This is a genomic window from Streptomyces sp. NPDC058459 (assembly GCF_042721685.1).
Classification (GTDB): Bacteria; Actinomycetota; Actinomycetes; order Streptomycetales; family Streptomycetaceae; genus Streptomyces.
Map to the genome: position 1 here is coordinate 1 of NZ_JBHXLV010000094.1, position 24,568 is coordinate 24,568.

Sequence of the window (24,568 nt, forward strand, 5' to 3'; positions counted from 1 at the left end):
CCGTACATCCACACGATGTACGGCGCCCGCGGTTGTGTGCTGTGCTGTGCTGTGCGGGTCCGCTCAGCGGTTCAGCGGCGGCCTGGGCTCGTCGGTGGGGCCGTCGTGCCGTTCGCGGACGACCTCGCCCCGCACGATCTTGCCGTCCGGCCGGTGGATGCGGGTCTGCTGGAAGGCCTCGCCGAGGGAACCGGGTGCGGCACCGCGCAGCCCGCGGTTCACCAGGCCCTCGGTGCGGCGGCGTACCAGGTGCCGCACCGGGGGCAGCAGCAGGAGCAGGCCGGCCACGTCGGAGAGCATGCCGGGGAGCATCAGCAGGAGCCCGGCGAGCATCAGCAGGCCGTTGCCGCCACCGCCGGAGGAGGGCGCGGTGCCGCGGCGCAGCGCCACGTCCAGATTCCGGAAGGCACGCCGGCCGGCCCGTTTCACCACGAACCCGCCCGCGGCGAAGCCCGCGGCCAGGATGAGGAACACGGCGAGGCCCCCGGCCGCGTCCGCGACCAGGACGAGCAGCCAGATCTCCAGCACCAGCCACGCGGCGATGCCCAGCGGCAGATACGTGCGGGACCCCGAGCGCCTGGGCCGGCCGGTCCGCGGAGGGGTGGGTGCGCCAGTCGTCATGCTTCCAGTGTGCCTGGACCCGGCTCAGCGCCGCGCGAGGGGTGGATCGTCCAGTCCGGCCGGGCCGGTACCGCGCTGCCTGCCCTTGCCCCTGATCCTGCCGACGCGGTCGCCCACGCCCCACGCGGTGACCCGCCACAGAGCCTCCACGAGGATGTCCCGGCTCATCTTGGAGTCACCGAACTCGCGCTCCACGAAAGTGATCGGCACCTCCACCACGTGGTACCCGGCCTTCACCGCGCGGCGGGCCAGGTCGACCTGGAAGCAGTAGCCCTGGGAGGCGACCTCCTCCAGACCGAGCCCCTGGAGCGTCTCGGCGCGGAAGGCCCGGTAGCCGCCGGTGATGTCACGCAGCGGCAGGTCGAGCGCGACACGGGAGTAGAGGCTGCCGCCCCGGGAGATGACCTCGCGGGACCTTGGCCAGTTCACCACCCGGCCGCCGGGCACCCAGCGCGAACCGAGCACCAGGTCGGCGCCCTTGAGGGCGGTCAGCAGGCGGGGCAGTTCCTCGGGCTGGTGGGAGCCGTCGGCGTCCATCTCGACCAGCACGCCGTAGCCGTGCTCCAGGCCCCAGCGGAAGCCGGCCAGGTAGGCGGCGCCCAGGCCCTCCTTGCCCTTGCGGTGCAGCACCTGGACACGGTCGTCCGCGACGGCCAGCTCATCGGCCAGCTTGCCGGTGCCGTCCGGGCTGTTGTCGTCCGCCACGAGGACGTGCGCCTCGGGGACGGCCTTGCGTACCCGGCCCACGATGGCCTTGATGTTCTCCGCCTCGTTGTAGGTCGGAATGATCACCAAGGCCGTGCCGAGCGGACCGAACTGCCGCCCTCCGGCCTTGGCCGTGAGGGTCCCGTCGCCGTCGTTCACTGCTGCCCCTTCATGTCGTGCGCAGGCGTCCACCATAGTGGCCACGGCCTGCGCCGACGGCGCGGCACGGGCCTCGGGCGGTGTCGGACACCGTCGATCGGGGTAGGAGCGCGCTTTCCGGCGCCTCTTCGGCGGCCTTCCCGCGGCGGATGGGGGCCCGCGCCGCCCTTCGGGCCGGCCTGGGACCCGCTGGCTGCGGGTCGCCCGAGAGCCGTTGTCTACTGAGCGCGCGGGCCCCATCCGGGTCACACCTTGCCGACCGGCCGGAGCGCTCCCTCGTCGGCACGAGCACTGCGCCTGGCTGCCGTCGACGGTGCCCCGGTACGGCACACCGTCCTGACCCAGTGGCGCTGCGACGAGTGTGCGAACACTCCCCGGTCGAACGTCCGTTGGTGGACGCGGCCGAACCTACCGGCCCGCCGCCGTCGGCTGTCAACAGCCCCCTGAACTGCGGGTACACCGGGCAGCGCGCGCAAACGACGGGGATGCGCAGGTCGGACGCCTCCGGCGGGGTCACCCGTACGGCGGGGCGGCGGGGCGGGAGATCACTCGCCCGGCCGTACGAACACCGTCCGTCCCCCGACCACCGTCCGCAGGCAGACCGGGAGCCCGGTGCCGGGGGTGAGGTCGGGGAGGCCCGGGGTGCCGGAGCGCGGGTCGGTGGACCAGCGGGCCACCCGGTCGTCGGGGGCCTGCACGATCAGGTCCCCGGTGTGCCAGACCGCGTAGTCGGCGGGCGCGCCCGGCACCAGGACGCCCGCGTCGTCCCGGCCGACAGCGCGCCAGCCGCCTCGGGTGTGCGCGGTGAACGCGGCCCGCACAGAGACCCGGTGCTCCGGTGTGCGGTGGAAGGCGGCGGCGCGGACGGTGCCCCAGGGATCAAGGGGGGTGACCGGGCTGTCGGAGCCGAAGGCGAGCGGCACCCCGGCGCGCAGCAGGGCCGCGTACGGGTTGAGGGTGCGGGCCCGCTCGACGCCGAGGCGGCGGGCGTACATGCCGTCCTCGCCGCCCCAGACGGCGTCGAAGGCGGGCTGCACGGAGGCGATCAGGCCCAGCTCGGCGAAGGCGGCGATGGTGTCGGGGGTGAGCATCTCGGCGTGCTCGACCCGGTGCCGGGCGGCCCGGACAGGGGCGGGGCCGAGCTTCTCGGCGGCGGCGCGCACACCCTCGACCACGGCGGTGACGGCGGCGTCGCCGATGGCGTGGAAGCCCGCCTGGAGCCCGGCCTCGGTGCAGGCGACGACGTGTTCGGCGACCGCGCCGGCGTCCAGGTAGCCGGTGCCGGTGTGCGGGGCGTCGGCGTACGGCTGGTGCAGGCAGGCGGTGTGGGAGCCGAGGGCGCCGTCCACGAAGAGGTCGCCGGCCGCGCCCGCCGCGCCCAGTTCGCGGGCCTTGTCGACGTCCAGCTCGGCCCAGTAGCCGACGACACGGGGACCGGGCAGCCCGGCGGCCAGCTTCAGCAGGCCGGTGAAGTCGTCCTCCGAGGAGATCTGCGGGCCGCCGCACTCGTGCACCGAGCCGATGCCGAGAGAGGCCGCGTGGGCGAGCGCGGTGCGCTGGGCCTGGTCCCGCTGGGCCGGGGAGAGCGCGCCGAGGGCGGCCTCGCGGACGGCGTGGTGGTCGTCGGCGGTGAGCGGGGCGTCGGCGCGGCTCACCCCGGCCGGGACCAGGTCCAGCAGGGCGGTGCTGACGACGGCCGAGTGGACGTCGGCGCGGGAGAGGTAGAGCGGGCGGCCCCCGGTGGCGGCGTCCAGCTCGGCGCGCGCCGGCGGGCGGCCGCCGGGCCAGCGGGCGGAGTCCCAGCCGTGGCCCAGCAGGACGCGGTCGGCGGGGCGGGCGGCGGCGAAGTCCCGGACGAGGCCGAGGGCCGCCTCCAGCGTCGGCGCGCCGGACAGGTCGAGCCCGGTCAGGGCGAGCCCGGTGGCGGTGGTGTGCACATGGGCGTCGGTGAAGGCGGGGGTGACGAGGGCGCCGTCGAGGTCGATCACCTCGTCCACCCCGTCGGCGAAGGCGTCGGCGGCGCCCTCCGAGCCCACCCAGGCGACCTGGCCGCGCTCCACCACCATCGCGGTGGCGAAGGGGTCGGCGGGGCTGTGGACCTCTCCTCGGCGCAGGAGGACGGTGTGGGGGCCGGCGGGCTGCTCGCTCATGCCCCCAGTCTCTCCCGTACCACCGGCGCGTCCGGAACCGGGGCGCGCGAAAGGGGGGCTCAGGAGATCTTCGGCGGGCGTGCCTCGTACGGCGTGGACAGCACGACCGTGGTCCGGGTGGAGACCCCGGCCAGCGAGCGCAGCCGGGCGAGGAGTTCCTCCAGTTCGTGCGGGGTGGCCACCCGCACCTTGAGGATGTAGTTCTCGTCCCCGGCGACGCTGTGGCACGCCTCGATCTCGGGGACGACCGCCAGCCGGTCGGCGATGTCGTCGGGGGCGCTGGGGTCGAACGGTTTGACGGAGATGAACGCGGTCATCGGCAGCCCGACGGCCTCGGGGTCCACGACGGCGGCGTAGCCGCGGATGACACCCCGCTGTTCGAGCCGGCGCACCCGCTGGTGCACGGCTGACGTGGACAGACCCGTGGCCCTGCCCAGGTCCGTGTAGCTCATCCGCCCGTCCTTGACGAGCAGCTGCACGATCTGACGATCCAGCTCCTCCATGCCGCCAGAACCTACCGTGCGCTCCCGCGCGCGTGCGCGCGGGAGAACTTCCGCGATCTCCGGTGGCGCGGCTCGCGGCACTTGGGTGGATATCCGCCCTTGGTATGTGACGAACGCCACACCACTTGAACGCGCTCCGTGAGGTTCTCACGATTACCGCCGAGAACCTGCGGGAAGTGCTTGCTGTGGTCGAGGCCGCAGTGCCTTCACGGCCCAGCCTTAGGGGGAGAATCCCATGCAGAGTGTCAAGCGCCCCGTTCGCTCCGTCGCCAGGCGGCAGCGGTCCGTGGTCGAGCCCGAGCCGGAGGGCGTCGAACCCGACACCGGCGACGCGTACGGCCTCGACGCCGACTACGACACCTTCGAGATGTACCGGGTGATCTGCCCGGACTGCGCGCAGGCCATCGCGCTGCTGGCGGACGAGGAGTCCCTGCCGGAGCACGCGCTGTGCGCGTCGCCGTGGAACCCGTTCGGGCTGACCGCCTGCGCCGGTACGGGCCGCGCCGCGGCCGACGCCCGCCCGGCCGACCAGTCCTGCACGCCGCAGGAGCAGGACACCGCCCTGCTGCTGACGCTCCCCCAGGGCCTCGACTGGCGGACGCAGCCCTTCTCGCACGTGGGCGGTCCGGGCTCGCACCCGCTGCGGATGCCGTTCATGCGCGGCAAGGCCGCCGCCTGAGCCCTCCGGGGCTCGCGACCGTACCGGTGACCCCCGCATCAGGGCGCCTCGCGCCCGGCGATGCGGGGTCTGCGCGTTCCGGCCGCCGCGCTCCGGCCGGGGTGTGGACGGCGCTGAACTCACGCTCGATTCCGGCCGCCGGTGACCTGTCCCGCCGCGCTCGCGTTGGCCAGGCATGACGGTCACCCAGACGGCCACCGGGCGTCAGCGCCGCGTCTACGTGCCCCGGCCGGCGGACTCGGCTCCGCCGCCGGACCCGCCCATCTACACCGAGCTGCTGCGGCTCTGGGCCGACCGGGGCCGCACACTGCCGGGGTGCCATGACCCGGAGTGGGCCGAGCTGGCGGCCCCGACCGTGCGCAGGGGGCAGTTCAGCGACTCTCCGGCCCCGCCAGATGACGAGCGATGACCATCCGCTGGATCTGGTTCGTGCCCTCGACTATCTGGAGCACCTTGGCCTCGCGCATGTAGCGCTCGGCCGGGAAGTCGGCGGTGTAGCCGTACCCGCCGAGGATCTGTACCGCGTCGACGGTGACCCGCATCGCGGTGTCGGTGCAGTGCAGCTTGGCCATGGCCGCCTGCTTGGCGAACGGCCGGCCCGCGTCCTTCAGCCGGGCCGCGGCCAGGTAGAGCGCCCGGCCGGCCTCGATCTGGGTGGCCATGTCGGCGAGCATGAAGCGCAGTCCCTGGAAGTCCGCGATGGGGTGCCCGAACTGCCGGCGCTCCGAGGCGTAGGACACCGCCTGGTCCAGGGCGGCCTGGGCGACACCGATGGCGCAGGCGGCTATGCCGAGCCGGCCCGAGTCGAGGGCGGACAGGGCGATACCGAAGCCCTGGCCCTCCTCGCCGATGCGGCGCTCGTCCGGGACGCGTACGCCGTCCAGGTGAATCTGGGCGGTGGGGCTGCCCTTGAGGCCCATCTTCTGCTCCGGCACCGCCGCGCTCAGGCCCTCGGCGTCGCCGGGCACCAGGAACGCGGTGATGCCGCGCGCACCGTCCGCGCCGGTGCGGGCCATCACGGTGTAGAAGTCGGCGATGCCGCCATGGGTGATCCACGCCTTGGTGCCGCTCAGCACCCAGCCGTCGCCGTCCCGGACGGCCCTGGTGCGCAGGGAGGCGGCGTCGGAGCCGGAGGACGCCTCGGAGAGGCAGTAGGCGCCGAGCAGGCCGCCGCCGAGCATGGCGGGCAGGTGCTCGACCTGCTGCTGCTTGGTGCCGTGGGTGGCGAGCGCGTACGAGGCGAGGGTGTGCACGCTGACGCCGAGGCCGACGGTGAGCCGGGCCGCGGCCAGCTCCTCCAGCACCTGGAGGTAGACCTCGTAGGGCTGCTCGCCGCCGCCGTGCTCGGGGTCGTAGGGCAGGCCCAGCAGGCCGGCTTCCGAGAGCAGGGTGAAGACCTCGCGGGGGAAGCGTCCCGCGGCCTCCTCCTCGGCCGCCTTCGGCGCGATCTCGCGCCGTGCGATGTCCCGGACCAGGGCGAGCAGATCCCTCGCCTCGTCCGTGGGCAGTTGACGCTCCACCGGCTGCGTTTCGCGGTCGGACATGGCGTCGGACTCCTCCCTGTGCGGGCACATCGGCGGATGTGCGCCTTGGGTGGGGCGGCTCCGCGCGATCGCTCCGGTTGCGCCACGGGCCCGCTTCCGGGTCTCGGAGGCGGCTGACCAGCGGCTTGTGCCGTGAGTATGCCCGATCGGGGACCTCCCGTCACCAGTTAACGACCGCTTACCCCAAGAATCCAGCCGGGGCGGTTCCGGGGGCCCGCTCAGCCGTCGCGCCGGGCCGGCGGCGGGGCCGGGCAGGAGGGGTCCAGTTCCTCGATGGCGCGCAGGGTGCCGCCGAGCGTCTTGACCAGCAGCTCGCGCACGGCGGCCCGGGTCAGCTCGGGGCGCCCGATCCAGTCGAGCGTGGTGCCCTCGACGCCGCACACCCAGGAGAACAGTCCGGTACGGGCCAGCGGGCCGATGTCGGTCCTGCCGTACGCGCCGTCGGCGATGGTGGCCACGATGGCCTCGCGCACCCCGTCCCGGATGGCGTGCACCTCGGCGTCGAAGCCGACGCCGCCGCTGACGATGGTGCGGTAGGCGGCCTGGTGGTTCTCCGCGAAGCGGAGGTAGCCGTCGAGGGTGCGCTGGAGGCGGTCCACGGCGGGCAGCTCGGCACCGCTGGCGGCGAAGGCGACCAGCTCGGCCACCGAGTCCTGGACGATCGCCAGGTAGTAGCCGCGCTTGGACTGGAAGTAGTAGTAGATCAGCCCCTTGGCGACATGGGCATGCCGGGCGATGTCGTCCATGGACAGCGCGTCGTAGGAGGTGTCCGCGAACAGCGCGCGCCCGATGGCGATGAGCTCGGCCCGTCGGACCGCGGAACGATCGGCACCGCGCGGCCGCACGGGAGGGGAGCCGGGTTGCTGCTGACGCACACTCAATTTCGACCCAGGTATCGACGTTCAGCGGGACCCGCGCAGTATGGCAGAGGGACGGCCGGGCCGGAGCCCGCCCGTCCCCCCGTACGGGTCAGCGCACGCCCACCGCCGCGAGCGCGCGGAGCCGGCGCGGGGTCGGGCGGGCCGGGAAGTACAGGTAACAGACGCCGCCCGTACCGCTCCGGACCTTGCCCTCCGCGTCGTACCGCTTGGTGCGGAGCCAGATGTTCTCCAAATGGGAGGGCGCCACTTACCACGCGGCGCCCCCCTGCACAAACATGCAGGTCATGGGCTCGGACCGCGTGAGACACATCGAGCGCGAACGCGCTGGTGCTGACCTGGTGCTGACTTCCGCTGGCGTCCGTTCCTGTCCGTTCGGGTGCGTCGTGCTGGTTCGGTGCTGACTCCGCACCCCTCGGCCCCCGGCAGACCCCCGCCCGCTTGGTGCGGCCGTCTTTCCTCACTACCGTCCTCGCGAGCAGCTGAAGCAAGCGTAGAGGAATAGTTTGTGAGTGAGCCGATGTGGGACGTCAAGGCGCTTGCCGCCTATCTCGGGAAGCCGGCTTCTTGGGTGTACGACAACCATCTCAAGGAAGAAGTGCCAAGCTTCCGCGTAGGCCAGCAGCTTCGATTCTCTCCGGCCGAGATTCGGCAATGGCTGGAAGAGCGATGCCGAATGATTGCATGAGCGTCAGCGCATAAGGAGACGGCTCGCGGCGAACACCATCGAGCGCTGACGCCGTAGGTGCTGAACAGCGCGACGCAAGACCAGCATCGTCCGACACGTGAAGCGGCCCTGCGTGCGCAGCGCATGCAGCACAATGACGTTCAGCCCGGGAAGGCGCGAAAGCACATCCGCGGCAAGAAGGTAGGCACGACGGAGCGGGGCGGGTACGGCATGCAGATAGTACGGGTCGTCGGTGTGCATGGAATCAGGCAGTCGAAGACTTCCCGCCAACGGCTGATCCTCGACTGGCGCCGGGCGCTCCGGCGAGGCATCGACTCGCTGCCTGACGGAGTGGCCTGCGCAACGTCGCTGGAAGTGCCGCACTGGACGGCGCTCCTGGCGAAGGGAACGGACCGCCTCGGTCCCGAGGACGACCTCTTCGATGAGTCCGTGCCGATGGAACCGGCGGAAGAGGAGTTCCTTGCCGAGGTCTTCGCCGACCTTGTGCGGCCCGAGGACGTAGCCTTCGCCGAGACTCAGCCCGTGACCATTCTGGGCCCTCCCAAGATGTGGTCGCCTCGCCTGACCCGGCTGGCGATGGCCTACGACCGCCGTTTCCAGGGCGGCGGCGGGCGGTTCCTCGTCCGGCGCATGCGGGAGGTGCGCTACTACCTCACGAAGCCGGACCTGGCTACCGAGGTCCGGGCGTTCGTCCGTGACGAGTTCGATCTGAACACCACCGTGGTCATAGGGCACTCACTCGGCAGCGTCATCGCCTACGACCTGCTTCGCCACCAGGAGGTCGGTGCTGCGGGCACGCCCGGCCCCGCCATACACACACTGGTGACCTGCGGTTCGCCTCTGGGCATCCCCGCCGTGCGGCGGCTCATGGGAATCACCGACGGCACGCCGCTGCAGCTCGACTCGCACATCAGGTGGGTCAATGTCTTCGACCCCAACGACTTCATCACCGGGGGCGCGGGACTGTCCGCCGTTGCCTCGGGACTCACCGAAGCCCAGGTGGACAACGGCATCGGCGACCCACACGCCGCCCTGCGCTATCTCCGCACTACGCCGGTGGCCCGCGCCGTGGTGGGCGGCCGGCAGTGACCCGCGCGCCAGCCCAAGACACCTCCGCACGCCGCCTCGTCGTCATCGCGGTCTCGGAGTACGACGACGGCACCGCGGCCGATCAGGAGGCGTTCGGCAAGGCGATCACCGCACAGGTGACGGCGGTGAAGGACTGGTGGGCACACCCCGGTCTCGACGACGCCCGCCGTTTTGAGCCCTCCGAAGCCAAGCAGCTGCGCGATCTGCGTGACCTGCGCACCTTCCTCCTGGACGAGGACCTCGGAAGCGCGGAGGACGACGACGCCCTCGTCGTCTATATCACCGGGCACGGCTTGGCCCCAGAGAACTCCCCCCAGCACTTCCTGCAACTGCCTGATACGTACGAGAACAGGCCGTACGCCACTGCGTTCCCGACTGCCGAGATCATCACCACGTTGCTGGACTCCCATGCCTCGCACCTCCTGGTGATGGTAGATTCCTGCTTCTCAGGCCGGCTGGAGGCCGAACTCAAGACCACGCTGAAAGGCCTGCGGCAGGAGCGCCGCGCCCTCGCCTCGCTGGTCGTACTGGTCGCCGGGAACGACCAGAGCAGGCCTCGGCTGAACGCCTTCGCCAACGTTCTGCGGGCTGTGCGCGCACACTGCGAGGACCAGAGCAACGGCTTCGCCGAGCCGCATCTCAGCTGGCAGGACTGGAAGAACATCGTCAGCGAGGTGTTCGACCAGAGCACCATGGCCGACTTCGTGTACGCCTGGCCCACGCCCTCGGCCAGTACGGAGAAGGCGCAGGAACACTTGAGTCCCTGCCTCCCCAATCCCGGTCACGTGAGGTCCGAACCAGTACTGAAGGCCTCCTCACGCCAGGTCGGATGGACTCGGGCCCAGCTCGACACGTTCTGGATCTCCCGCGCTACCGGTACCTCCGAACCAGACAGTCCGGGCTGGTACTTCACCGGCCGCACCGGGCTGGTCAAGCGGGTCCTCGCCTTCTTGACCGGCACCGAGGGCGTACTGATCGTCACCGGCCTGGCCGGCTCTGGGAAGTCCGCCCTCCTCGCCCGCACCGTGACCCTGAGCGACGCTCGCTTCCGGGCCGACGAGGCGTACCGTGCGCTGATCACCGCGATCCCGGAGGAGCTCCAGGTCCCGGAAGGTTCCGTGGACGCTGCCGTCCTCGCCCGCAACACCGACCCGGACGAGCTCGCTCGGGTACTCTGCGACGCCCTTGACGATGCCACGGGCCAGGCAGCCCCGTCCCGGGCGGGCGGCGACGAGGGCGGGCACCTCGCCCGGCTGCGGAGCCTGGTCCAGAGCCTGGCCCGGCAGCGAGGCGAGCCACTCACCTTCGTAGTCGACGGCATCGACGAAGCCAAGAATCCGACACGCACCATCACCGACCTGCTGCGTCCCTTGGCAGATCTGCGGATGCCGGACGAACGCCCTGCCGTCCGGCTGCTGCTCGGCATCCGCAGCACCCGACCCGGTACATCGACCGCCGCCGACGCTCCCATCACACGCACCCCGACCCCGGACCTCCTCGACCTGCTGGTCCGGGCCACCGCGGCGAGCCCCCCAGTCCGTACCGACGGTTCCGATGCCGAACCGGACATCGCCGCGTACGTCCTCGCGCTGTTGGAGGCACCGTACGGGGGACAGGGGAACGGGGAGGTGCCGGTGGCGGCTCCGCTCGACCGCTACGAGGCACTGGCCGAGGCGGTAGCCCGGGAGGTGACCCCTTCCTTCCTCGACGCCCGCATCGCCGCCCAGCGGCTGCGCGCACGATGCATCCTGCCGGACCCCCAGGACCATGAATGGCTCCAGACCCTGCGCCAGGGCACCGAAGCCCTCCTGCGGGAAGACCTCCGCGAGGTCGCCGCCACACACTCCGCCGCCGAGCAGCTCATGTCCGCCCTGCGCGCCACCGCGTTCGCGTTCGGGGCCGGCCTGCCGTGGGCCGACATCTGGCCGACCGCCGTCCAGTGCCTGTCACCGTCCCCCGTCACCGACCCGGACGACGTCATCCGAAAGATCTGGCACAGCCGCCTCTCCGGCTACCTCACCACCGCGGTCGAGGACGGCCGGACCGTATACCGACCAGTGCACGAGCGGATCAGCGAGACGCTCCGAAACGCACCCCACACACTGCTCGGCGACCCAGACGCCGACGGACACAGAAGCCTCTCGGACGAAGAGATCTCGGATACCCACCGGACACTGGTCTCGGCGTTCGAGCAGCTGATCCCCCGCACTGGGCACCACCGCGCGCCTCACCCCTACCTGCGGCGCCACCTGGTGGCCCATGCCACAGCCGCCAAGGCCCTCGACAGCAGCCACGTTCCACCGCACTTCCTCCCCTGGGAGACCAGCGGCGCCGTACGAGGCGCTCTCGGGCTCCCGGCAACCCCCACGCCCCGGACCCTGCACCTGGCCTCCTGGGCACGCATCGAGCCCTTCCTCGCCGATGCCCGGTACTCGGCACGCGCCGACAGCTTGGCCCTGGCCGTTTCCGGCACGGCCCGCGACTACAACGGCACCGAGTTCGGCGGGCAGGACGCGGCAGAGGACGAACCTGGGGCGGCCCTCCGCAGCGGGCACGATGCCGCACCCGCACAACTGCGTCTCGCCCCGCGGTGGAACGAACTGCGAGTGGCCGGAAACCTGCTGGGCCGTACCCAGGCAGCGGTCTCCTCGCTCGTGTCCTTCACCCTGCCCGACGGCACTCTCCTCGTGGCGGCAGGGGACAGCGGCGGTGAGGTTCGCCTGTGGGACCCGCTCACCGGCACCGACTTCGGGCTGCCAGTACGCCGCGGCCAGTACGCACGCGCGCTGGCCGTGTTGCCCGGCCACCGGAAGCAGCCTCTGCTGGCGGTCGGCTGCTCAAACGGCGCGTGGCTCTACGATCCGCAGAGCGGCCACATCGACCACCTCCCCGTGTCGGCCCCCGTGCACGCCCTGTCCGTCCACACCACGGCGGGCGGAAGCACCCGACTGGCGCTGGGAACCACCGAGGGGCTGGTGATCTGCGACCCCCTCGCCCGGCAGGTGTTGTCTCGAACAGGCCGCGCAACCATGTGGGGCGACTCCATCAAGGCCCTTGCGACGCTGCGACTCCCCACCGGCCAGAACCTGCTGGCCATCGGCGGAGAAGGCAGCACGGTCGAAGTCCTCGACGCCGAGTCGCTCACGCCGATCAGCCAGGTCGCGGGCCAGGGCCGAGGGGTTTCGGCGCTGGCCCTGTACACGGGCCCTGACGGCCGACCCCGGCTGACGGTGGCCTCGCGGTCCACGGGGTACGTGCGCAACTACGACGCGTGGACAGGCGAGGAGAACGCCACAGCTGCCATCCGTGAGTCCGCCGTGGCCATCTGCCTGTTCCCTGCTGACCGCGATTCCCACAGGGGAACGCTGATCGCCCTGGGGCCCAGTCGGGGTGGTCCCGTACGCCTCTGGGATCCGGAAACCGGGTCCCATGTAAACGAGTTCGCCGCCGACCACGACAAGAGGGTCAAGGGCCTGGCCGTCCTGGACACGGACGGACAAGCCCAGCTGCTGGTCTCCGGATCCGACGATCACACCGTTCGGGTCTGGGACCCTTCCGCACCCGTATCACGGCGGGAACGGCGTACCGAAGAGCCTGGTGACGGGTCGATCCTGGCTCCGCTGCCTGTACCGGAAGGTGCGACCCGCCTCCTGAGATCGACCTCCCGCAACTCCCTCGACGTCACCTCAGCCGCCACCGGGGAAGTGCTGCAGCAGCTCCGCCTGCCCGCCGAGCCGGACCTCCAGGGGCTTACCGCGGTCACCAGCCACGTGTGGCCCGACGGATCGGTATCCGTGATCGCGGGCACCTTCGGTGGTGACATCGTCCGCTGGGACCAGGAGAACGGCTGGTTCCGCATGCCCCCGGCGGGTGAGCCGAGGCCGGTGAGCACCCAGACAAGAGTACGTGCCCTGACCACGTTCCGGGCCGATGGCGCTGACCGGGTGTTCGTGGCCGGCGGTACGAGTTCAGGCATGGTGACCTTCCGTGACCTGGCCACCGGCGAGCCATGGCCCGTCATCCACGTAGAAAACGCCGTCCGTGCTTTGGCAGCCCTTCCGAGCAGGGAAGGCATGAAGCTGGCTGTCTCGGCCGCTGTTGCCGTACGGTTCTACGGTCCCGGACAGCCATCCACACGACGTCTCCCCCACCGCATCGGCGTCATCGGCTGCCTGACCACCTGGACGGCGGAGGACGACACCGTACTCCTTGCCACCGGCGGCACCGACGGCACCGTCCGGCTATGGTCTCCAGACGCACCGAAGCAGGAGGCGCTCCCCATACTGCGCGCCCATGAGGGACCGGTCACCGCCATCACGAGCTTCCGGGCCGCCGCCACCGCACCACCTCTCCTCGCCACAGCGAGCCAAAGAGACACCACGGTGCGGGTATGGGACCCTCGCACGGGCGAGGAGCTGACGCGTGTCGTCACCGGCGCTGCCCTGACCTCGCTCTGCGTCGTACCCGCCGACGGTGGTCCGGAGCTCGCAGATCCGGTGCTCGTCTTTGGGGGACCAGCAGGCGCGGGCGCGGTCTCGGTCCAGTTGTGAGCCAAGCCTGGCGGATGATTATCACAGTCAGCGCCGTTACGCTCAGCAGGAGTTCGCTACTCTCGGCCCCTTCGCAGCTACACAATGCAGCGAAGCGCTTGACGTGCAAGCTCTTAGGCAAGCAACCTGAATGGCTGACGAGGCGTGGGTGTTCCCCCACCACCGTCCCAACACAGACGCCAGCCGCCGACAGGAGCACAGTGACCGCTCTGCACGCCCAGCAGCTCGAACACGCCCTCGATGAGCAGTTCACTGGGGTCATCGCCGTTGACGATCTATCTCAGTTTGGGGAGCGAACCCGGCGGAGCTCATTCCTCTCCCGTTCCCTGGCTGCTCTGGCGATCCGCGAGTTCACCGGCTACCCGCTGGAGCGCTGCGCTGAGTTCGTTATCGACTCGTTCGGCGATCAGGGCATCGACGCCGTGGCGGTCGATCTCACCTCGGAAGAGCCCCAGGTCTGGGTGGTGCAGGCGAAGTGGAGTAGCGACGGCACAGCCACCTTCTCCAAGAGCGCTGCCCTCGACCTGAAGAACGGTCTGGAACTACTGATCGCCAGGGATTACCAGTGTTTCAACGCTAAGTTGACGCCACACATCCCCGATCTGGAACGGGCGCTCAGCAATCCGCGGGTACAGATCACCCTGCTGCCGGCCTGGGCGGGGACCCAGCCAATGGGGTCCGAGGCCAAGGACGTGCTCGACCGGTTCTGCACGGAGTACGAAGACTCTGTGCGCCTGCGCGCCCTTCGATTGCCGGACTTCATCCGCATCTTGCGCTCCGGAATCGCCGAACCTCAGATCAAGTTGAAGGCCTCAGCCTCGGCCGTGGATGTCAGTCCGATCAAGGAGCCCATCCTGGCATACCACGGCACGATCGGAGGCGCGGAGGTCGCCCGCTGGTACGAGGACAACCACCATCGGCTCTTCCAGCGAAACATCCGCAATCCTCTCGGCGTCACCGCGGTCAATCGCACCCTTGTGGAAACCCTTCGCAAAAAGCCCGAGCACTTCTGGTACTTCAACAACGGAATCACGGTGCTGTGCGACAAAGTAATCATGGGCCCTCGGGGGGACCTGGAAATGGAGGGAGCGAGCATTGTCAACGGTGCTCAGACGGTCGCCTCCGTCCACGAGGCACACCAGCAAACCCCGGATGTCGTCACACGCGCACGGATCGGCGTCCGCATCATCTCCTTGACCGACTGCCCGGAGGGCTTCGACCACGACGTCACCCGAACGACCAACACCCAGAACAGGGTAGAGCCCCAAGACTTCATCGCCCTGGAAAAGGTGCAGCAGCAGCTCCGCGACGACTTCCTACTTCGTATGCGGAAGACGTATGTCCTACGCCGTGGCGAAGAGCCACCACAGTCCAAGGACGACGGTTGCACCCTCAGGGAGGCCGCAACCGCGCTCGCCTGCGCTCACGCCTCTCCGGAACTGTCCTTCCAAGCCAACGTGGACATCGACCTTCTTTGGGATCAGAAGCAGCACCACCGGCTATTTCCGCTGCACCGTACCGACGCGGTGAAGACCTGGCGCACCATCCTGGTGCTCCGGGAGGTCGAGCGGCAGATCGACGAACAGCGCCCGCAGTGGGAGGGGCGCGCCGGCACACTCGCCGATCTTGGGCGACTGCTCATCGCTCACGTGACCTTCCAGCGCCTGCCTCAAGGCTGGCAGGAGATCCCGGAGCCCGATTGGCCAACGGTACCGGCGTGCGTCGCCCCACTCGTGGACGCCGCCGTAGCCACCTTGATCCACTGGATCGACACGGGGTACGGACCCAAGAGCCAGGTGAGCAGCATCTTCCGCAATGCGGGGCGATATTCCGATGTCGCCGGTTCAGCGCTGGCGACCCTACAGGGCGATATCCAGCCTCCGCCCCTCTCAGTGGAATACCGCGCGTCCGAGCGTGAAGGGCACGCACGGAAAGCCAAGGCAGTCACCGTGATCTTCGAGAACAACGCGCTGGAGGAAGGGACGCTCCTGGAGTTTCGCCCAGTCCCCGGCCGCGAACAGCAACAACTCACCCCCTGGCTCACGGCGGATCCGCGCCGGGCGCGTGCAACCTGGACCCGGAATCGCCGTAACTGCCTGGTGTGGGCGGTGGACGGTCTCGCTTACTCACCGACCGGCCTGGCCCAGAAGATGCTCGTGGAGGCCGGTCACCAGAGCAAACCGCTTCAGGGCACACGGCGCTGGTTCGTTCCGCAGCGCGGCTCCCTAGTGGACATCGCCGACCGGTTGCGCCAGGAAGCAGACGAAGAAGAAGAATGATCTTGCTGTCTAACCTCGCAGGACACGACGCCAGCTGAGCGTGTCCGAACTGTCAGCCGAGACTACGAAGACCCGGGCCGCTCGGGGCGTTCCGGGCCTTCCCGTATTCCTCAGTCAACGAGGTAATGGGCTTCGATATAGGCGACGGTGGAGTCATACGGCTCCCCCACCGGCTTCAACATGTACCGGCGGAAGACCGCGGCGGTAGCGCGGCGGGCGCCTCGGTTGCGGGCATCGGCGTTGTCCCATGCCCGAGCGAGGGTGTGGGTGACCACCTGGTCGATTTCTTCGGCCAAGTTTCGCTCCGTGATGGTGAGGCCGGCAGGTGCGTGGTCATGGATTATCCGCGACAGGACACCGATGCGGTCGTCGTCCAGCACTACGACGGCTTCGTCGGGGTGTTTCTCAGCATTGACGATGGCCCGGGCCACCCGAAGCGCTTCGGATAGGAAGTCCAGTGCGTCCTGGGCATTCTGGATGATCCGGTCCCGCAACTGCTTGATCCGCTCCGCGAGAGCGGTGTACTTCGCGGACCCCGGTTCAACGCCCTTGTCGAGGGCAGCCTTGATGTGGTCCAGGATTTCCGCTGCTGACGGCGGAGACGTGTCCTCGCCGTCATTCTTGTCAAACTTGGGGCGGACGAGCGCCAGCAGCTCCTTGAGGATGGTGATGCCCTTGGCATCTAGGACGAGAGTTTCCTCCTGGGAGGCGACCACGGAGAAGGAGTGCACGTGGGCGTTGATGATCTCCAGGACCATCGGCCCTAACTCAGTCAGCCGTTCCTTCCTCTCCTCGTCGGAGGACTTCTTGAACAAGGTCATGTACACGGACCCGAACAGTCCGAAGCCGTCGCTATACTTGGCGACCCGCTTGTCGGTGTTGATGAACGGGTACAGGCGGCCTAGGAGTCGGTAGTCCTTGCTGAATACTCCGGCGGCGTCGGGGTTGGCGTCCAGGAAAATGTTGATGGCTCGGACGGACTGGTATCCGTGGACCGTCAGGTCGACGCCGTCCACGTCCGCGAGGAGGTCTTCGATGCGGGCGAAGGCGAGTCGGAATTCGGCGACCAGTTCGGACAAGTTGGTGACGAACCCGCCCCCCTCGCTGGGCTCAGCTGCGGTGGGGTCGGCGACGGCCCTCTGTACCTCAGTGCCCAGGCTGATGTAGTCCACCACCACGCCGGAGGTCTTCACGAAACCGGTTGGCGACACCCAGGTGCGGTTCGGGCGAGTGATCGTCTGGAACAGGTTGTGGGCCTTCAGCGGCTTGTCCAGGTAGAGGACTCCCTCGTTGGGGGCGTCGAACCCGGTCATCAGCTTCGCGGTCACCACTAGGAAGCACAGAGGGTCGTCCGGGCTGAGGAACCGCCGCTTCTGCTCCTCTTCCTCGGCCTCCGACAGCTGGTACGCCTTCATGTCGACGTCTTCAGTCTTGGAGTCCGAGACGGAGATGTTCACCTCTGCAGTGATCCGCTGATGCTTCCCGACCTCGCCGAGCACCTGGGATGCCTCAAAGCCGGCCAGCAACTCGTTGATCTTGTCCGTGTACGCCACAGCAAGCTCACGGTTGTAAGCGACGACCTGCGCCTTGAGGCCGTTGCGGTACGCGCCGGCCAGGTAGTGGTCCACGATGTGTTGGCAGACCGTGTGGATACGGTCGGGGTTGGCGAACACCGAGGTAAGGCGTCCAAACTTCCGGGACAGGGCCTCGCGGTCGGGGTCGTCAAGGTCGAAGTCGTCAGCGAACTCGTCGAACTCGGCCTGCAACGCCTGGTCGTCCATCTCGAAGGAGACCGGATGCGGATGCAGTATGACCGGGACGGTCGCCTCGTCCAGTAGAGATCGGGACACCGAGTATCGGTGTAGCACCCTGCCCGAGTCGCCCTCCTCTCCGAAGAGGTCGAAGGTGTCGGTGGCGAGGTTCCTGATAGGGGTGCCAGTCATGCCGAAGAACCTTGCGTTGGGCAGCGCTGCGCGCATCTGCCCGGCCAGAGACTCTTCATCGGAGGACTGGGTGCGGTGCGCCTCGTCGACGAGCACGATGATGTTGCTCCGGACCGACAGGTTCTTGCCAGCCTCGGCGAACTTGTGGACGGTCGTGGAGATGACTCCACGCACGTCGTCGGCCAGCAGGGCGCGCAACTTTTGGCTGTTCGAAGGCTTGTGGAAGTACGCGTCTCCCATTGCGGAGGTGAACACCCCTGAGGTGTGCCGGACGAGGTGATTCCGGTCCGAAAGCAGGATGATCGTGGGCGATTCGGTGCGGGTATCGGCCAGGAGCAGCGCGGCGGCGAACACCATCAGCAGGGTCTTCCCGGAGCCCTGGTGGTGCCAGACCAGGCCCTTTGAGCCGCCCTGCAGAACGCGCTCGTGGATCAGGTGCGCAGCTTCCATCTGCGGGTAGCGAGGGAGGTACTTCTTGTCGGTCCCTCCCCCGGCGGTATCGAAGAGGACAAAGTTGGCGAGCATGTCGAGAACTGTGGCGGGGTTCATCAGCAACTCGACGGAGCGCTTTACGTCGGCGTGCCCGGACAGGCTCTCGTCATCGTCGGTGGACCGGAACGGTTGCCACAGGTTCGTGGGCGCACCGGCGGCACCGAACCGCAGCTTCAGGCCGTCCGTGGCGATGGCGAAGACGTTGGGCGTGAAAAACCACGGGTACTCAGTGGCGTACACGTCGTTGATCTCGCGGGCGGCGTCCGCCCACGCGGACTTCGCGGTCGGGGACTTCACCTCGACCACGACCAGGGGCAGACCGTTGACCCAGTAGACAAGATCGAACCGTCGGGAGGTCTTGCCCGGCACGCTGATGGTCACCTCGTCCGAGACAACCATCGTGTTGGCGGTAGGCGTCTCGAAGTCGATCAACTTCAGAGCGTGCCAAACGCCGTCGCTGTCCCGAAACTCCTTCTGCCCTCTCAACAGACGCAGCACCTGCTCGTTGGCCCTAACCAGTCCGCCTTCGACGGCGGTGACCGTGGATACGACTTCATCGACCACTACGTCCAGGTCAAACCCGTTGATCACTCCCGGGTTCAGCCTGATGATGGCGTCGCGCAGGTGGGAGACGACCACCGTCTGTATGGTCTCCCTCGGCAGTGCTCGCCCCGCGGTATAACCCCAACCCATCGGCAGGGACCACTGGATCATCTGGTTTTGGAACTCGCGTTCCCGAATGCCCTTCGCCATGCCTCAAACCCCCCTGGTCGGACTAAACGTCAATGGTGATGCTCTGGTCCAACAGTCCCGCGAGCAGGCCAGAGCGCGCTTTCCGGAGGCGGGCGGCCTCAGCCCGCGCCGCATCGGTGTTCACACGAACGGAAAGTACGGCGGAGGCCACCTCCCGCTGCCGTTCCAAGTCAGGAAGCGGGATTGGTGTCTCACGAATGCGATCCTGACTGACGTTGACCATGGACGCACTGGTGCCTGTAGCTGAACTCGTAAGGTGGTTTCGGGCCGCCTTCAGCGCCATAGCCACCACGAGGAAATCCGGGTCCAGTTTCGACGACGGCACGAGTCGAAGAGTCTTATCAGCGAGGTAGAGGCCTTTCCGAACATTGGCAGGTACTCGTGTAACGGCCCCGACTCGCAAAGGTGTATTCGCTCGCGTGATGAGCACGTCTCCGGGTTGAACAAGCGCGGACGCAGGCATAAAGGTGCCAGGCAGAAGGCTCTTCGACTCCTCCTGGAGGAAGCGGAAGGGGGTGACCGCGCTGACCTTCAACACGCCAAGCTCGTCAGCACCCGGGGGCCAGTTGTTTGCCCGGGGACTCTTGCCTCCTCGAATGTCTTCGAGCGTAGTTCCGAGCGCCACGATTGACTCGCCGGAGAGCATGTCACCGGCAACGGCCATCGACATTCGGTCCAGCGCCTCGGCCTCTTCGTTGAGTTTGGCGATCTGGTCATCGACCGCGCCGATGGCCTCGACGATTCTTTTCTGCACTGGCAGTGGCGGAATGTCCAGGACGATGTTGAGAAAGTCGGCGGGCTTCACCCGCTCACGCCTGCCACCCATCCCCTTGGAGGCCCCCTGAAGGGCTTCCCACATGCGCTCCGTCGTGGCGAGGATGCGAAAGAAGTCGGGGTCGGCGTCAGACGCGAAAGCGAAGGTGGGGAACTCCTGCGACGCGAAGGACTCCGGCAGATCGTCGGGCGTTACGGTGATCGCGCCCTCGAATGCCTTGAGTCGACTGTAGACGAGCCTGCCGGGGCCGATCCGGTTGAGCTTCTTATAGGCGGTTGCGCTCCCTGCCACGGGATCGCGGTAGAGCAGCCCTCGACCCCTGTTCAGCACCCCCACGGTTGGATATTTCTGCTCCGGATCCACGTCCACAGATTCCACATTTAGCGTGAGGAACCGTGCCAGAGGCGCCCGGACCCAACCCTCCTGTACCTGGGCAGCGTGGCCAATACTCGTCGGGTCACTCATCGAAGCCCGCGATCCCGGCGTCGGCGAGCACTGCGAGCATGCGAGCCTCAGACTTCTGCCGTTCGGCGCGGGCGAGGTTGTAAGCGTCGATGAGGGCGCCAAGGTCTTCGCTCTCAGCTGCGGCCTGCTTAACGTACCTACCGATGTTCAGGTCGTAGCCGTTTGCCACGATCTCCGTCTTGGGCACGAAGCGTGCTGTCAGGCCGCCGAAACCATCGGGGTCCACCAGGTGGCCGCTGGCGTCGAACTTGGAGTGGTAGGCGGTCACCATGTCGGCGATGTCGGACGCGGTGAGGACATTGCGGTTCTTGGCCTTGGTGAACCTCTTGGAGGCGTCGATGTACAGCACCCCACCCTGACGTTCTGGGGCCTTGGTCTCCCGCGCCCGAAACACCAGAATTGCCGTGGGGATGGCAGTCGAGTAGAAGAGGTTCGATGGCAACCGATCACGGCTTCCAGGAGGTCATCGTCCAGGACCCGTTGCCGGATGGCCGCTTCCTGGCCGCCACGGAAGAGAACGCCGTGGGGCAGGACGACGCCAGCACGTCCCTTCTTCGGGTCCATGCTGGCGATCATGTGTTGCACGAACGCCCAGTCTGCCGACGGCTGCGGCGCGACACCGCCGATGGCGCGCGGGTCGTTGGTCCACGGCTTCCACTTCAGGCTGTACGGCGGGTTGGCCAGGATCACGTCGAACTGCGCGACCGAGCCGTCTGGCTTCTTGAACCGGGGGTCCTTCAGCGTGTCGCCCACCTCAACCTGGAACTGGTCCAGGTTGTGCATGAAGAGGTTCATGCGAGCCACACCTGCGGTGTCCGGGACGGCCTCCTGCCCGTATAGCTTGAGCGTGTAGCCCCGCTTGCTGTGGGCCTTGAGAAGGTTCGCCGAGGCGATGAGCATGCCGCCCGAGCCGCAGGTCGGGTCGTACACCGACTCGTAGCCCTTGGGGTCGAGGATCTCGACGATCAGCTCGACAACTTCGCGCGGGGTGAAAAACTGGCCGGCGCGGGTCCCGGAGCCGTCGGAGAACCGCTTCAGGAGGTACTCGTACGCCCCGCCGAGCACGTCGTGGGACATGTTGCCCTCGTGCATCTTCGGGGTGCGGTCCATCGCCAGCATGACCGCCGCCAATACCTCCCCTGACAATACCTCTTCGGCTGTCCAGGTCATGGACCCGAACAAGCGGGAGAACTTGGCAGGATTGGCCGTCTCGATTGCCTGCAGGGCGGTGCGGACACGCTGACCGAGACCGGGGTGGGCAATGGTGTTGAGGATGGACGACCAAGAGGAGCGGCGCTGCTGGACGGTGCCGGGATAGATGAACGGGATCTCGAACGACTGGTAGTCGCGGTACTCGATCTCGTGGGCTTCTTCAGCGGAGAGGTTGTCCAGGCTCTTGTTCTCTGCCAGGAACTCCTGGTGGTGGTGCTCCCAGGTGTCCGACAGGTACTTCCAGAACATCAGCGGGAAGACGACCGAGGAGTACTGCGCTTCGGGCATGGCCACGCGCAACTCGTCAGCGGCATCCCACAGCCGACTCTCGATCTCCAGCTGGGTCACTGCCATCAGTCGGGGGTGTCCTTGCTCGTCAAAGGGCGGCGGCCCGAAGGCCGTATGTTGCTGCAGGTAGCTCGACGGGGCGTGCTCGGCATAGCTGAGCGTGTCCCGTCAGGTACGCCCGCCCCGACGTCGTATTACCCCGTGCGAGCGACTCGCCAACGATATCGCTCGCCTATGACAAGCAAGGGCTGCGGCCAGCAGCGGGACGGCCCCGATTGGCGATCTTCTTGTCTCTCCAGTCCACTGCCGGTCTGGGCCGTATGGTCCGCGCGCGTCCAGGCAGCTGCTCTGTCCGGGACCCGCTCAACCTCGGCCCGTCCGCCTGGCACCCTGAGCTGGGCGGCCTGCCGCGAGATGCCGAGGTTGGCTGGACTACTAGAGCTCCCGTAGTGGGTGAGGACCTGCCCCAGAAGGAGCGGGGTGGTCTGGATTCGGCCATCGGGTGCTTCGCTGGTGGCGGCCGAGAGCTGGCCTGGTGGCCATGAGCAAGAGGCCGCGGCCGGCGACGGCGGGGTGCGACGCCGCTGTAGGTACGTTCCGTTCGCTGGTGCGGTTGGCCGAGGTCTTGGTCGGGCGGGGGGGGCGGCCTGCGTGCGACGGGGAGGGCTTCGCCCGGGTGGGCGGGAAGCTGGGCGATCCGGCGCGGGCGCCAGACCAGGACATCGTTGACGTCCGCAGCGGTGTCGAGTTCGCGCATGTCGATGGCCTGCTGCAGGAGGGCCTCAGGGTCGTGGCCTGCCTGCTCGGCCTGGGCGAGGGTGGCGACCAGGGCGTCGGTCTTCGTCGGCGTGCCATCTGCTCGTACGCCCTGCTTCGGCAGAGCCGCGCGGAGGGTGGTCTCGTGTGTCCGGCGTTGGGCTTCGGGAAGGGCGCGACCTTGGTTGTGGAGCGCTCGCATCGGCGTGGCGGCGGCCTGGCGGTAGGCGGTGCGTAGGTGCTCGGCGGCCTGGCGGTAGGCGTGGGCCTGCTGGGCGTGGCCGCGAGCGGAGTGCCAGCGGGCGGCGGCGAGGGCGACCAGGACCAGGGTGGAGACGAGCATGACGGTGGTGCCGCCGTCCTTGCCCCGGCCGAGCGCGCCGCCGGCCTGGACGATGCCCCGGGCGGCCGAGCGGAGAGCCCTGGTGCCGGCGCGCTCTGCTCGGATGTGGCTGCGGGTTGCCCGCTCGAAGGCTCGGGCGGTGGCAGCCAGCTCGGCTCGGGTGGCGGCAGGGGAGGTCTGGGCGACCGCGTCCAGGAGTTCTCCGACGCCGACGAGCTGGGCGGCGGCTTCATCGTCGTCGCCGTCGAGGAGGACGGCAGCGCGCTCGGCGGTGCCGATGGCGCTGCGTCGTTCTCGGGCGGGCGGGGACCAGTCCGCCCGGTCGGCGGCGGCCGAAGGCGTTGTCCGCTCGGCAGTTCCGTCGGCGAGCCGGAGGCGGACTTCGGGAGGGACAGGCCGGGGGCGAACTTGGAGCCGGGGTACCAGATCGGCTCGCCGTGGCGGTTGCGGTCGCCGGGCAGGGCCACGTTGTAGCCGAGCGCGTCACCGGACGGGGCGGTACGCGTCTTCACGCGCGGGCCCGCCTCGCGCAGCCGGGTGAGGAATTCCTTCTCGTCGTGCGCTCACGCGACGGCCTGGCGGACGGCTTCGCGAAGCGTCTCGCGGGAGGTCTCGGGGCGGCCGGTGCGTTCGGCTTTGAACTTCTCGGCGCTGGTGGGGTTCTTCTCTGCGGTGCCGTCGCCGGCGTTGAGGCGGCGCAGGCCCATGTCCTCCTCGATGCGTCGGCAGACGGTCTGGGCCTTGTTGAAGTCGTAGTTGAGGCAAGGGTTGCGCAGGTCGCCACGGACCAGGGTGGCGACGATGTGGATGTGGTCTTCTGCGTGGCGGACGGCGATCCACCGGCAGCCATCGGGATCACCGTCCGGGGCGATGCTGGTGGCGTGGACGATGTACTGGGCGACGGCGTTCCACTCTTCGTCGGAGAGCTGCCGGTCGCCGGGGGCGGTTCGGACCGAGCAGTGCCAGACGTGCTGGGCGGGCGTGCGGTCGCCGGCCTGCTCGACCCGGAGGTCGAGGGCGGCGGTGAGGCGGGCGAGGGTGACCTGCGGGTCGGTGTCGCGGCCAGGGTCGGGGGCGAAGCCGTCCCAGGAGCCGACGAGGTGCACGTCGGTGTGCTCCTCGCGCCGGCCGGGGCCGTAGAGGTAGACGAGGAGTCCGTGAGTGCGGGTGCCGCGTCCGATGTCGGGAACCATCACAGCCTCCTGGTCACCAGGGCGTTCGCCGCGTCGTCGACGCGGGCCAGGAGCCGGAGCAGCACGCTCAGTGCGTGGTCGAGTTCGCCGGGGCGGGGCTGTCCGCCGCTGTTGTAGGTGTAGGCGATCTGGTTGATGTTGTTGCCGATCGGGCCAGCGCGGTGCGCAGGGCGGCGAGTTCGTCGATGGCCGTGTCGAGTCGTTCGTTGGTGTGCAGGGTGGTCGAACCGCGGGCGGCGGCGAGGAAGCGGGCGACGGTGACGCCGCGCTGCGTGGCGGCGGCGATCTCGGCTTTCTCGTCGTCGGAGAGGCGAGTGGTCGTCTTGCGGGCGCGCTCGCTGGGGCTGCAGGTACGGCGACGCGGTGTGCGGTCGGGGAAGGCGGGCGTGCTCGGGCTCGGCTACTCGCGGTGGTCGTCGTGGTCGGCTTCTCCCCCGGTGACCGGCGCCCCCTGGTGCCGGTTGCCCGGCTGGTCCCCGTGCGCCCTCGCTCGGGGACCAGGG

The 24,568-nt window shown here is 68.9% G+C and carries 17 protein-coding genes and 2 pseudogenes; 8 read left to right on the forward strand and 11 right to left on the reverse strand.

Translation table 11 applies throughout. The annotated features are described in order from the left end of the window. Positions 1-63 precede the first annotated feature (63 nt). The 4 genes from fxsA to ACFWN1_RS18755 all read right to left on the reverse strand — a co-directional run bounded on the left by fxsA (position 64) and on the right by ACFWN1_RS18755 (position 4,138). Positions 64-621, reverse strand: a complete 558-nt coding sequence (fxsA, locus tag ACFWN1_RS18740; RefSeq protein ID WP_384363194.1) for an FxsA family membrane protein — start codon at positions 619-621, stop codon at positions 64-66. 24 nt (positions 622-645) lie between these two features. Next, on the reverse strand, positions 646-1,485 hold the full coding sequence (locus ACFWN1_RS18745; protein ID WP_384363196.1) for a polyprenol monophosphomannose synthase: 840 nt from the start codon (positions 1,483-1,485) through the stop codon (positions 646-648). Between the two features lie 545 nt (positions 1,486-2,030). Beyond that, the gene (locus ACFWN1_RS18750) at positions 2,031-3,635 is read right to left on the reverse strand and encodes an amidohydrolase (RefSeq protein WP_384363198.1); all 1,605 of its coding nucleotides are present in this window, start codon (positions 3,633-3,635) and stop codon (positions 2,031-2,033) included. A gap of 59 nt (positions 3,636-3,694) precedes the next feature. After that, positions 3,695-4,138: an Lrp/AsnC family transcriptional regulator gene (locus ACFWN1_RS18755; RefSeq protein ID WP_384363200.1), complete on the reverse strand. Its 444-nt coding sequence runs from the start codon at positions 4,136-4,138 to the stop codon at positions 3,695-3,697. Positions 4,139-4,373: 235 nt separating this feature from the next. Between ACFWN1_RS18755 and ACFWN1_RS18760 the strand changes: the two genes are divergently transcribed. Beyond that, entirely contained in the window at positions 4,374-4,817 is a 444-nt protein-coding gene (locus ACFWN1_RS18760; protein ID WP_384363202.1) for a hypothetical protein, read from the forward strand. A gap of 175 nt (positions 4,818-4,992) precedes the next feature. Then, entirely contained in the window at positions 4,993-5,226 is a 234-nt protein-coding gene (locus tag ACFWN1_RS18765) for a hypothetical protein (protein ID WP_384363204.1), read from the forward strand. Here ACFWN1_RS18765 and ACFWN1_RS18770 read toward each other — a convergent pair. The 3 genes and pseudogenes from ACFWN1_RS18770 to ACFWN1_RS18780 form a co-directional block, all read right to left on the reverse strand. After that, complete coding sequence (locus tag ACFWN1_RS18770) at positions 5,189-6,361, reverse strand: acyl-CoA dehydrogenase family protein (protein WP_384363206.1); 1,173 nt, start codon at positions 6,359-6,361, stop codon at positions 5,189-5,191. The genes ACFWN1_RS18765 and ACFWN1_RS18770 overlap by 38 nt on opposite strands. Positions 6,362-6,579: 218 nt before the next feature. After that, a complete protein-coding gene (locus tag ACFWN1_RS18775) occupies positions 6,580-7,236 on the reverse strand; it encodes a TetR/AcrR family transcriptional regulator (RefSeq protein WP_384363208.1) in 657 nt (218 codons plus the stop codon). 94 nt (positions 7,237-7,330) lie between these two features. Next, a pseudogene (locus tag ACFWN1_RS18780) lies at positions 7,331-7,471 on the reverse strand (peptidase C39 family protein); the annotation flags it as partial. A gap of 276 nt (positions 7,472-7,747) precedes the next feature. Here ACFWN1_RS18780 and ACFWN1_RS18785 point away from each other — a divergent pair. The 4 genes from ACFWN1_RS18785 (at position 7,748) to ACFWN1_RS18800 (ending at position 15,845) form a co-directional block, all read left to right on the forward strand. Continuing rightward, positions 7,748-7,927 (forward strand): helix-turn-helix domain-containing protein, encoded by a 180-nt coding sequence (locus tag ACFWN1_RS18785; protein WP_384363210.1) that lies wholly within the window; start codon positions 7,748-7,750, stop codon positions 7,925-7,927. Positions 7,928-7,984: 57 nt separating this feature from the next. Beyond that, complete coding sequence (locus ACFWN1_RS18790; RefSeq protein ID WP_384363212.1) at positions 7,985-9,016, forward strand: endopeptidase; 1,032 nt, start codon at positions 7,985-7,987, stop codon at positions 9,014-9,016. After that, entirely contained in the window at positions 9,013-13,566 is a 4,554-nt protein-coding gene (locus ACFWN1_RS18795; protein WP_384363214.1) for an AAA family ATPase, read from the forward strand. Before ACFWN1_RS18790 ends, ACFWN1_RS18795 begins: the two co-directional genes overlap by 4 nt. Before the next feature lie 200 nt (positions 13,567-13,766). Beyond that, the gene (locus ACFWN1_RS18800; protein WP_355879655.1) at positions 13,767-15,845 is read left to right on the forward strand and encodes an AIPR family protein; all 2,079 of its coding nucleotides are present in this window, start codon (positions 13,767-13,769) and stop codon (positions 15,843-15,845) included. A 110-nt stretch (positions 15,846-15,955) separates the two neighbouring features. Here the strand turns inward: ACFWN1_RS18800 and ACFWN1_RS18805 are convergent, their stop codons facing one another. The 3 genes and pseudogenes from ACFWN1_RS18805 to ACFWN1_RS18815 form a co-directional block, all read right to left on the reverse strand. Further along, the gene (locus tag ACFWN1_RS18805) at positions 15,956-19,033 is read right to left on the reverse strand and encodes a type I restriction endonuclease subunit R (RefSeq protein ID WP_384363216.1); all 3,078 of its coding nucleotides are present in this window, start codon (positions 19,031-19,033) and stop codon (positions 15,956-15,958) included. Positions 19,034-19,055: 22 nt separating this feature from the next. Next, positions 19,056-20,171, reverse strand: a complete 1,116-nt coding sequence (locus tag ACFWN1_RS18810; RefSeq protein WP_384363218.1) for a hypothetical protein — start codon at positions 20,169-20,171, stop codon at positions 19,056-19,058. Positions 20,172-20,265: 94 nt separating this feature from the next. Further along, positions 20,266-21,839, reverse strand: a pseudogene (locus ACFWN1_RS18815) (N-6 DNA methylase). Between the two features lie 610 nt (positions 21,840-22,449). On the opposite strand from ACFWN1_RS18815, the gene ACFWN1_RS18820 reads away from it, so the two are divergent. Together ACFWN1_RS18820 and ACFWN1_RS18825 are read left to right on the forward strand one after the other, a co-directional pair. Further along, complete coding sequence (locus ACFWN1_RS18820) at positions 22,450-22,767, forward strand: hypothetical protein (RefSeq protein ID WP_384363220.1); 318 nt, start codon at positions 22,450-22,452, stop codon at positions 22,765-22,767. Further along, complete coding sequence (locus ACFWN1_RS18825) at positions 22,768-23,346, forward strand: hypothetical protein (RefSeq protein WP_384363221.1); 579 nt, start codon at positions 22,768-22,770, stop codon at positions 23,344-23,346. It begins immediately after the preceding gene. Positions 23,347-23,435: 89 nt separating this feature from the next. Here the strand turns inward: ACFWN1_RS18825 and ACFWN1_RS18830 are convergent, their stop codons facing one another. Further along, entirely contained in the window at positions 23,436-24,065 is a 630-nt protein-coding gene (locus tag ACFWN1_RS18830; protein WP_384363223.1) for a relaxase/mobilization nuclease domain-containing protein, read from the reverse strand. Positions 24,066-24,568: the final 503 nt, after the last annotated feature.

Bases quoted from the DNA above. Each gene is read 5' to 3' on its own strand.
- fxsA (WP_384363194.1), bottom strand. From the start codon at position 621: ATGACGACTGGCGCACCCACCCCTCCGCGGACCGGCCGGCCCAGGCGC.
- ACFWN1_RS18750 (WP_384363198.1), bottom strand. From the start codon at position 3,635: ATGAGCGAGCAGCCCGCCGGCCCCCACACCGTCCTCCTGCGCCGAGGA.
- ACFWN1_RS18755 (WP_384363200.1), bottom strand. From the start codon at position 4,138: ATGGAGGAGCTGGATCGTCAGATCGTGCAGCTGCTCGTCAAGGACGGG.
- ACFWN1_RS18760 (WP_384363202.1), top strand. From the start codon at position 4,374: ATGCAGAGTGTCAAGCGCCCCGTTCGCTCCGTCGCCAGGCGGCAGCGG.
- ACFWN1_RS18765 (WP_384363204.1), top strand. From the start codon at position 4,993: ATGACGGTCACCCAGACGGCCACCGGGCGTCAGCGCCGCGTCTACGTG.
- ACFWN1_RS18770 (WP_384363206.1), bottom strand. From the start codon at position 6,361: ATGTCCGACCGCGAAACGCAGCCGGTGGAGCGTCAACTGCCCACGGAC.
- ACFWN1_RS18805 (WP_384363216.1), bottom strand. From the start codon at position 19,033: ATGGCGAAGGGCATTCGGGAACGCGAGTTCCAAAACCAGATGATCCAG.
- ACFWN1_RS18830 (WP_384363223.1), bottom strand. From the start codon at position 24,065: ATGGTTCCCGACATCGGACGCGGCACCCGCACTCACGGACTCCTCGTC.